The sequence below is a fragment of the Dehalococcoidales bacterium genome (genome assembly GCA_028717385.1).
Classification (GTDB): domain Bacteria; phylum Chloroflexota; class Dehalococcoidia; order Dehalococcoidales; family CSSed11-197; genus CSSed11-197.
Genome location: JAQUNW010000037.1, coordinates 1 through 8,763, shown reverse-complemented (window position 1 = coordinate 8,763; position 8,763 = coordinate 1). Strand labels below are relative to the sequence as shown.

Genomic DNA, 8,763 nt, shown 5'->3' with positions numbered 1-8,763 from the left:
TTGACGGTGCCAATATCTGGGTTACTAACCGTGTTAGCGAAAATGTAACCAAGCTTAGAGCCAGTGACGGATCATTGGTAGGTACCTATGCCGTGGGAATTGGTCCTACTGGCATCGCCTTTGACGATGCCAATATCTGGGTTGCGAACATTTACGATGATACTGTAACCAAGCTTAAAGCCAGTGACGGATCATTGGTAGGTACCTATGACGTTGGAATTAGTCCTCGTGGCATCGCCTTTGACGGAGCCAATATCTGGGTTACTAACTTTTACGATTATACTGTCAGTAAGCTTTAGAGTTAACGATCAACAGCCTTGTTTGTTGACCAAGTAATGGTTGCAATTGCCAGGTAAATAGGGATTGCAGGCAAAGCCGGGTTAATAATCGGATATTGTGTATGGTTAACGCTGCCCTTTTCCCACCAGATCACATTGTTGTGCCATAAATGTACAGTTTTTACCACGCGGTCGGCAGCCAGGACAGTATTTTCTGGAGAATCCTTTTTTATTAAGATCGTTTTTCATCGCCAGGTAGCTAACGCATAACCCGCAATTCATCCCACAAGGGGCAATGAGTTGTTCTTCCATCTCCATTTATCGCTCCCGCTATTATCCAAAGGAATTCTTTAATAAGCCTGTATAAAATCTCTCAGTGCGCTGGCTGCCTCGACCAGTTTTTCACAGTCCACCAGGTCCGGAGTGTCTTTCGAGGTGTGGGTTATGGAAGCCATTAACTCCGGCATCTTTTCAGATGTCATGGCGATCGCCGGTTTGCCTTTCTGTACGAACATCATGTGGTCTCCCTGATACCACGGGTTTCCTTTTACCATGCCGGAATAAGGACTAAAGATATCGTATGCTTTCTGCTCGATGTCGTTCGAACATTCGTATAGAGAATAAGCAGTTTTTCCCTGCTTGTAGCCTAAATCATCCAAGTTGACGGCAAGAGCAAGTTTATCAAAATCTTCCCCGTATCGGCTTAAGTAATCCATCTGTCCGCCGGCGCTATAGTAGTCTTCTCCATTGAATGCGACTATTTCGATAGCTGACTTGCCTTCGTAATCCTTAAGCATTTCGGCGAGCAGCAGTAGAACGACTGTACCGGAAGCATTATCCAGTGCTCCAGGTGTGCTCCAGTAGGCATCGATATGAGCGCTTATGACGATTTTTCGGGTTGCGCCATGGTTTTTCCGTGCGATAACATTGCACGCTGTTGATGGGATGCGCCTGGCTTCGGTTGCTAAACGGAACACCTTCTCGGTATTCACTGCTATTTCCTTGCCCACAATATCAGTGCAATATACCGACGGGATAATAAAATCCCCATCTTCTATTAGCGGGAAGGGATAGAGTGCTCCGACCAGTTCCGGTTTTTTCTCCGTTGCCGCGACGATCGCAGCTGGTTGTTTCTCTTCTAAGAGAGCATATATTCTCTTATGGTGGTCCGGGTTATAGAAGACAAAATTCTTGGGCATTAACTGCTCTGAGCATATGTCGCCCCGCATCAATAACACCTTGTCCCTGCACTGACAATTCTCCAACTCGGCAATTGTCGATACTGTCATCAGTTCCGAAGTCACATCGCATTCCAAAGAAAAGGGGCTGATATATATATCATAGGACTGGCCTCGGCAAGTCAAACATGCCTTCCCGCTTTCATAATCCAAACAAGGAAATGGAGTCGTGTCAACTTCGTAATTCCATTTCTCCACCATAGCACTAAAGAAATCTGTTGCCTCACGGTTTCCCGGTGATCCAGTACGTCGGTTCGGTTTTACACCGCATAAAGCATCCAAATATCCTTTTGCTTTCTCCGACTCCTGCATGTGCACCTCCATTCCTGGCAATGGGAATGATCTTGTTCCTAAGGCTTCGCCATCGCCTTTTGCTTCAGGTCTTTCGGCATGCGCTCAATAGCGTATCTTAGTGCTGTTCTGGGCATAAGGGTTTTATTTCGCATGATGTAATCAAGCACTTCTTCCTGGTGTTCGATGCTGGCTTCTTTAAGCATCCAGCCATAACCTTTCTGGACAAGGTCGTCTTTATCCTGCAATAGACTATCGGCTATCTGGAAAATGTCGCTCAGGAATTTCCCCTTTTTTGCTGGAATGATGAGCGTCACCGCCGAAGCCCGTCTCAGCCACCGGTTTCCTGAGGATGTCCACTTCTTGAGGTCGTCAATATACTGTGGATAGCGCTCGATGAATGAGCCGACTGCGTGATTGCAGAGAGTGTCACATTTCGCCCAGTTATTAATATATTTCTCGACCCACCTTTCCAGTATGGCGAAATCGGCAGGCTCATATTCATTATGCAGCCAATAAGCCCATTGCAGGGCGATAAAAGCTTCTTCATTGTAGTCCGATTCAAGTAACTTTTCGCATAGCGCGAATATCGCTTGTTTCCCCAGGGATTTAACGTCTTTGAACCGGTCTTTGGCGATTTTATTTACGACTGCAGTCTTAACCCCATAGGCTATGACCGGCTCCTTAAAGAATGATTGGTAACTCTGCTTTGTCTTCTCATCGACCTGAAGCTTTAATTCTTGTCTTATGACCGATATGATGTTTGTCTTCATTTAACGATTATATACCGGAGATTCTCAGGTAAACAAGAATAGTTAGAAGAGCCTCCTGCAAAAGCTCCTACCTGAATGACCAAGCTATTGGAATTGAGTAGGATAGCGATGGCCGCCCCAACACATGCTCCGGAGGATACCCCAAGCAAATCTGGTGATACCATTGGATTCTTAAAAATACTCTGGTATGTTGCTCCAGATAGCTTGTGAATGCTACTTGTTTATGCTAAAGTCTTCGGTAGGGAAAACTGTCCCATTTCGCTGACTGCCAACAATTATTGCTAAGAATATGTGTAAATATAGTAGTAGGAGGGGAAAATGAAATACGGAGCACGTAACCAACTATCGGCTGTGGTCAAACATGTCAAAAAAGATGGGATAATGGGATACGTTGATCTTGAAATTCCGGCGAATTCAAGAATGGGTTCTGTTATGACTCTTGATTCACTGGATGATCTGAATTTAAAAGCTGGCGATAAGGTTATATTGCTGGTCAAAGCTATAAGTGTATTGGTAGTAAGAGAAGACTAAAGGCAGTCCTTATAACAAAGATCATAGATTAACTTAACCATTATATAGTTTGACATTCTAGTCATTGCTTTAACAATTATGAGGCAGTCTTATATAGTGGCTTTAGCCTCGTAATTATTGCTCGTATGGATTTTAGTAAATAGGCAATTGTTATACGATGGGTAACTTGTTTTCTCATTGTACGTGTTATCAATACCCACTGCGAGGCAACGAAGATGAGGGTTTGCTGATTTTAATTGCAGGGAACTCTGGCTGACCGAACTGACTCCAGTCATGGGATATGCCGTTGGAACCGGAACGGTAGGCTTTGCTTACTATAAAGAATAGGAAGCACGGCGGCGAATCCTGTTGCCCCAATCCAGAACTGCGATAGACCCGGCAATAGTGCAATTTAAACGATAAGAGTAGCCTTGCCTATATCAATAAACAGAGTAGGAATACCTTCCCGCTTGCCAACTTCCCGGATAACATTGGCACTACCTATGTTTTCTGTACTAACGTAACATATGTTTATGTTCAACTTGTGTTTGGTAATAATATAAGCAACCAGGAAGAGTGCCTTCACTGATATGGTGCGAAGATTAGTTTAAGGCAGGAACTTTTTTCTATTGACACCGGCAACAGCAGCCTTTATTATTGTTGTACGGTGCTTCATTTATTGAAAAGGCCGGTCGCCGTAAGTGTGTTTTTCCTGTCCTGGCAGGAGATAAAGAATGGGTGGGAAGCCGGGTTGGGAAAGCCCGGGTGCAGGGGAAGAAGGTAAAATAACCCGCAGGCAGCTGGTTGCCGGGGCGGTTGTGCTGGGCGGCCTGGGTGTTCTGGCGTATTTTTATGGTGATATGCTGGGAATGGGTTGTGAGTGTACCTGTGACCTTTTTAACACTAAAACTCCTACAACCACCCCTAAAACTACTACTACCTCCCAACCCACTACCTCCACCCCGGTATCAACCGAACTTGTAAGCCCGGATTTTCCTGTTCATGACATTCGTCCCTATCTTGCCATCAAGCCCATTGGTCTGACCCACATGGGAGCAGGCGTTGATGTACTGGATGTTTTTTTAGCCAACGATGGTTACGGGTCTTCGATGGCCTTTTTCGAAGTATACAGATGGCATTCACCCCCACGTACCGAGCCACCCACTATTACTGCCTATTCAGCCGTAAAATCCAGCCGGGTATACGCGGCTGAATCAGATCTTTTCCCCTTCACCTTTCCCAATAGCCTGTGTGAGTTTGCATCCCGGGAAATGGTCAGCCTGCCTTCCGGATCCAATGCTCCCCGAAGGATATCCATAGACCGGTCGTACATGGACGGGGTATGGCTTATTCTTTACGATCCATTGTTGGACCCGGCCAGATTTACCATTGATGATGCTGCCTATCTCACTTCGGTTGACGGCCGGCGCAAGTATCTTTACGCCGGGGTTTAAGGAGAGCTTATGCCCAAATATGCAGTTCACAGCATTGTTATGGAGCAGACTGCCGCCAGGTTGGCCGAGTATCGAGTCACTACACCGGCCAATACTCTACTTGAAAACCGTGATCTGGCAGTTGTCGGTGCAATTGGGCCGGATATCTTTTTCTGGGCACCAGACTATGAAATCTGCACTGTTTTACTCGGTGTATATGATGCATGGGACACACTGGTTGGAATCTACAACGATTCCATAATAGCTGATATCGCCGATGCTATTGGAGAAATCAAAGACGCTGCCGGTGACGTGGCATCAGCAATTCTGGGGCCGTCTTACGACCTGATCATGGCCGTGGTTTCGGAGTTCAAGGAAACGGCTGGTTTATTTGAAGAAACCTTGAAGTATGGTGCACTGGCGGCAGCCATAGGGGTGGACAACCTGGTGGCGGACATGGCCAATACTCCCACTGCAGCTCATAGTATATATAACCTTTTCAAACCAGCGCTGCAGGACGGCAAGGCGGAACACCAGTGGTACTGGTTTGATATGTTACATTACCGTCACGTAGGCACTTTCGCTGGCAACCTTCTCAAGAATGCCAGCACTCCTCAGCAAAAGGCTTATGCCTATGCTTATATGACCCATATCGCCACCGATCTGGTAGGACACGGCTATGTCAACCAGATTGTGGGAGGCCCCTATCGTACCCACGTACAGCGCCATGTTGTAATGGAGAGTTTTCTGGATAGCTGGGCTTTACATAATTATCGAAATCAGGATATTTGCAGTGATTTGATGGACTATTTGAACCTGCCTGAAAGCCTGCCGGGTGGAGTTATCGATCAGCTCCACGCCAGCTTTATAGATACCTATACCGGCAAACCACATCCCACTCTTATGGGCGGAGATGGATTCTTAACCAAAACCAACCTGGAAGAAACTTACATGTTGTTCAGCCGCGTTACGCGTTTTTTAAGCGGGAAAATTAAAAAACCAGAGGAGCCCTTTTCAGATGTAATGCGCATCCTGGAAGAAGCATTGAGGGATTTCAGTGCTCCGCCTTCACCGCCGGATATATTTGAAGGGGATTGCGGTGTGCTGGATTTCCTATCCTTTGGTCTGACTGAAAGATCACGTGATTGCTACCGGGGCGCTATAGAAGCTATCGGTGAGTTGTTTGAATACCTGGGTGAATTACTGGCGTGGACATTTGAGAGCATTGTGCAAATCTTCCAGTTTTTACTGGCATTACCGATGGCTGCAGCGGTGGCAGTGGTGTTGGGGTTGATCTATGTAATCCAGCTTAGCCTGTACAAAATACTGACCTCACTGCGGGACTACATCTCTCTGAGCGGACTGGTTTACCCCTCAATAGAAATGGTATACACTGCTCACGGCAGAAACCTTTTACTGCCCTGCTATTGTGGCACTACAAATGAATTTCCGCATACATATCACTCCGGTAGTTGCCTTAAGTGCCCGGACACACCCCTGGAATTACCGCAAACGGCCGCTTCCTGGTACAAAATGAACATTAGTGGGAATAGTGCTAGTGAGGAGCAGGTGAAACAGCAAATGAGATATTTGCTGGGAGGTTTTATAGAAGATTTTCCGCTCAACCTGGATGCTTTGGCTTCTTACGCCTACGCCAAGAGCCCAGTCGATACACGCAGTATTTATACTTCATATGGCGGAGCCACCGGGCAATTCCAGGAACCGCTAGCCAGTATTGGCAGTGCCGTTAATGTGGCAACCTGGATGATCAGTAATCCCGAAAGCCCGGTTACGTTGGCCAATTGGAACTTGGATTCGGACCGTGGTTTTGGATATAAGCAATGGACGGGTACACTGCCCGGCCACAATATAGCCGACGAAAGATATGTTTAATAACTACAACACTCTCTTTGCAGGCGTTAGTCAGGTACAAATATAAAAAAAAGGCTCCGGTTGTTTAACCGGAGCCTTTGTCTTCGCTTCCTACTTCTCCAAACTGGTAATCAAAACCAGATATGCCTTTGTAGGCTAATAATCTACGAGAAGCTTAGAAACCTTCTTGCGCTCCTCTGCTGATATTCTATATCCAATCACCAAACATCAGTGAGGAGCATGTGTAAGGAAATTTCCATCGGCATAACGTGGCCATTAATTCTTTCTATTTCTACCTCCTTCACTTTATTTAGGCGGTTCCGCAACGCACCTATCTACTTACGATTATACGCTGATTATTGGATAAGTCAATAGCTTGTTTTTTTAGAGCACACATATTTTACCAAACCTTTGCAACCTTTCTAACCCATATACTATGCAAATCTTCGTTACAGTAATGTCAAGTATTAAAACCAAATCATATTTTTTAAGGAAATCCCCCGGATCGATATCTGGGGTACTTTGGCAGTAGAACCTATGAGTAGCTGGAGGAAATTATCAGCCGGGTCGAGGTTAACAGTATCCTTGCTCAATTGAGCTTTCTCTGGTTAAGGCTCTATAAGCTTAATTTTCTACGTGATAGTCATCGATAAGAAACCAATACCAAATCTGGCTTTTATATGTGATTGATGCTTATTCATGGCCTAATATTGTACTAATAATTTTTATTAGTCCCAACTTCCACCCTTCCATTGGTTAACAAATCACCATTACCAGGTCAATGTGTTTAATTTAAAACAGGCTAGGTAAGGACGGGGGGAGAGCCGGTCAAAAGTCTACAGGTTTGCGAAGCAAGGCGAGTGGGCAGCCTCGCGCACAAATCCGCGAAATTGGACAAGGGGGGAGTGCTAATCCCAAATTGTTTACAATTGACTTATCAGATTTTGCTAATGAGTTAGAAGTTACAAAAGCCGTTAGCAGATAGCCTCAGATAGGCATGAGAAGCCGTTAAGTTCGAATCCTGCCTCGTAGAGCATGCGTTACGAAAGACATGCCTTACCTTCAGTATCCCATAGGTCGGTTCGAATCCCCTAAGGTGGAGCCCAGGTATCAATAGGTAGTACTACCAAGGACTTTAACTTAGTTTTTGAACTCAGTATATAACAGTAAAAAGACAAATATTTTGATGTAAAAATCGCCAATCTTTTCCTGCATCCTATTACTAGACTAATTTAGCGTGATTCATTTTTCCTGAGTAACAACATAACTACTCCCAGCGTTATCATAATCGCTCCGAAAAACCCTTCAGCAATAACAAGCTGGGACCGGTCTGTGTTGGATAGCGAGTCAGCAAAGAACAAAAGCAATATGCCGATGGCCAGGACCGCTATCAGGAATATTATAAAAGAAACGGAAACTGCAGCAATTGTACGCCTATTGCGTTTTACCATACTTTCATGATCGCTAAACGCTTCCGGCCGTTCACCTTCATATTCCATACGCCAGAAATGAGCGCTTGCCATACGGCCGAGGTATTTCCATCCGAATTGCTCATACGTGGGTATATATTGTTGACGTGGTGAGACTTGGGGATCGTAGACAAAACGGTATCGTTTCGGTTCGCCTTTTCTAAAGACCATCAATATCGAACTCCATTGCCTGAAACGGTTGTAGTGCCATCCTTCTGCTGCCATCCGTTCCAGCCAGTTTTCGTAATCAGACGGCAACAAGTAGCGAAATGCCGAGAATAGGACAATTTTTCTGTCAGACATAGTCACTCCTTGATATTCCGGTATAGTTCTGTTATCCTCGCGGTCTCTTCACGCAGGATTTCTCTTCCCAGTGATGTGATACTGTATATCTTGCGCCTTTCTTCTTCACGGATACCGTTTATAAGACCATCATTCTCAAGTTTTCCTATGCTTGAATAGACTGTTCCTGCTCCAAGGATAACCCGTCCTTTAGTCAGCTCTTTTACGAACTGCATAATGGCATAGCCATGACGTTCCTGTTTCAGCGAGAAAAGAATATAAAGCATCGTCTCGCTCATCGGAATATAGCGCTTTCGTGCTTTTTCTAGGTTATTATCTTTTCCCATTTATACCCCTTGTTATATCATGGCGTAGTATATCACGACGTGATATAAGATGTCAAGTATGAATCGTTTACAATAAAGGATTAGGAAATAATCAGGTGGCTTATGAGGAATTAGTGGTGTATTGATACCACCTATTGATACCTTGACCAGCCCCCAAGTAGGGTATCACCTACACAGTTAGTATTTTCACCTCTGGAGCCGGTGGACGGTATCCTATGGCACTGTGTGGCCGGACATGATTATACTCCTAGCGCCACCGTTCGACCAGTA

The 8,763-nt window shown here is 45.2% G+C and carries 10 protein-coding genes and 1 pseudogene; 4 read left to right on the top strand and 7 right to left on the bottom strand.

Features of this window, described 5'->3' with window-relative positions:
* Nucleotides 1-299 (top strand): hypothetical protein (locus tag PHX29_06545; protein MDD5605542.1); only part of this gene is annotated, 299 nt, incomplete at its 5' end.
* 105 nt (nt 300-404) lie between these two features.
* Here PHX29_06545 and PHX29_06540 read toward each other — a convergent pair.
* From PHX29_06540 to PHX29_06530, 3 genes are read right to left on the bottom strand one after another with little or no spacing between them, the layout of a single operon-like run.
* Complete coding sequence (locus PHX29_06540) at nt 405-596, bottom strand: DUF3795 domain-containing protein (protein ID MDD5605541.1); 192 nt, start codon at nt 594-596, stop codon at nt 405-407.
* Nucleotides 597-628: 32 nt separating this feature from the next.
* Nucleotides 629-1,828 carry a M28 family peptidase gene (locus PHX29_06535; GenBank protein ID MDD5605540.1) on the bottom strand — a complete coding sequence of 400 codons (1,200 nt, stop codon included), beginning with the start codon at nt 1,826-1,828 and terminating at the stop codon, nt 629-631.
* Nucleotides 1,829-1,866: 38 nt separating this feature from the next.
* Complete coding sequence (locus PHX29_06530) at nt 1,867-2,580, bottom strand: DNA alkylation repair protein (GenBank protein MDD5605539.1); 714 nt, start codon at nt 2,578-2,580, stop codon at nt 1,867-1,869.
* A gap of 318 nt (nt 2,581-2,898) precedes the next feature.
* Between PHX29_06530 and PHX29_06525 the strand changes: the two genes are divergently transcribed.
* On the top strand, nt 2,899-3,111 hold the full coding sequence (locus PHX29_06525; protein MDD5605538.1) for a TOBE domain-containing protein: 213 nt from the start codon (nt 2,899-2,901) through the stop codon (nt 3,109-3,111).
* Nucleotides 3,112-3,502: 391 nt separating this feature from the next.
* Here PHX29_06525 and PHX29_06520 read toward each other — a convergent pair whose 3' ends face one another.
* Nucleotides 3,503-3,676, bottom strand: coding sequence for a glycerol-3-phosphate acyltransferase (locus PHX29_06520; protein MDD5605537.1), 174 nt, complete (start codon nt 3,674-3,676; stop codon nt 3,503-3,505).
* A 148-nt stretch (nt 3,677-3,824) separates the two neighbouring features.
* Here PHX29_06520 and PHX29_06515 point away from each other — a divergent pair, with 148 nt between their 5' ends.
* Nucleotides 3,825-4,544, top strand: coding sequence for a hypothetical protein (locus PHX29_06515; protein MDD5605536.1), 720 nt, complete (start codon nt 3,825-3,827; stop codon nt 4,542-4,544).
* A gap of 9 nt (nt 4,545-4,553) precedes the next feature.
* Entirely contained in the window at nt 4,554-6,416 is a 1,863-nt protein-coding gene (locus PHX29_06510) for a zinc dependent phospholipase C family protein (protein ID MDD5605535.1), read from the top strand.
* 1,211 nt (nt 6,417-7,627) lie between these two features.
* On the opposite strand, the gene PHX29_06505 is transcribed toward PHX29_06510, so the two are convergent.
* The 3 genes and pseudogenes from PHX29_06505 to PHX29_06495 form a co-directional block, all read right to left on the bottom strand.
* Nucleotides 7,628-8,167 carry a DUF2812 domain-containing protein gene (locus PHX29_06505; protein MDD5605534.1) on the bottom strand — a complete coding sequence of 180 codons (540 nt, stop codon included), beginning with the start codon at nt 8,165-8,167 and terminating at the stop codon, nt 7,628-7,630.
* Between the two features lie 2 nt (nt 8,168-8,169).
* Entirely contained in the window at nt 8,170-8,493 is a 324-nt protein-coding gene (locus PHX29_06500) for a PadR family transcriptional regulator (protein ID MDD5605533.1), read from the bottom strand.
* A gap of 169 nt (nt 8,494-8,662) precedes the next feature.
* A pseudogene (locus PHX29_06495) lies at nt 8,663-8,763 on the bottom strand (integrase core domain-containing protein).

What these genes read in the sequence shown, in the direction of transcription:
- PHX29_06515 (MDD5605536.1), top strand. Translation starts at nt 3,825, where the DNA reads ATGGGTGGGAAGCCGGGTTGGGAAAGCCCGGGTGCAGGGGAAGAAGGT.
- PHX29_06530 (MDD5605539.1), bottom strand. Translation starts at nt 2,580, where the DNA reads ATGAAGACAAACATCATATCGGTCATAAGACAAGAATTAAAGCTTCAG.
- PHX29_06525 (MDD5605538.1), top strand. Translation starts at nt 2,899, where the DNA reads ATGAAATACGGAGCACGTAACCAACTATCGGCTGTGGTCAAACATGTC.
- PHX29_06510 (MDD5605535.1), top strand. Translation starts at nt 4,554, where the DNA reads ATGCCCAAATATGCAGTTCACAGCATTGTTATGGAGCAGACTGCCGCC.
- PHX29_06535 (MDD5605540.1), bottom strand. Translation starts at nt 1,828, where the DNA reads ATGCAGGAGTCGGAGAAAGCAAAAGGATATTTGGATGCTTTATGCGGT.
- PHX29_06500 (MDD5605533.1), bottom strand. Translation starts at nt 8,493, where the DNA reads ATGGGAAAAGATAATAACCTAGAAAAAGCACGAAAGCGCTATATTCCG.
- PHX29_06540 (MDD5605541.1), bottom strand. Translation starts at nt 596, where the DNA reads ATGGAGATGGAAGAACAACTCATTGCCCCTTGTGGGATGAATTGCGGG.
- PHX29_06505 (MDD5605534.1), bottom strand. Translation starts at nt 8,167, where the DNA reads ATGTCTGACAGAAAAATTGTCCTATTCTCGGCATTTCGCTACTTGTTG.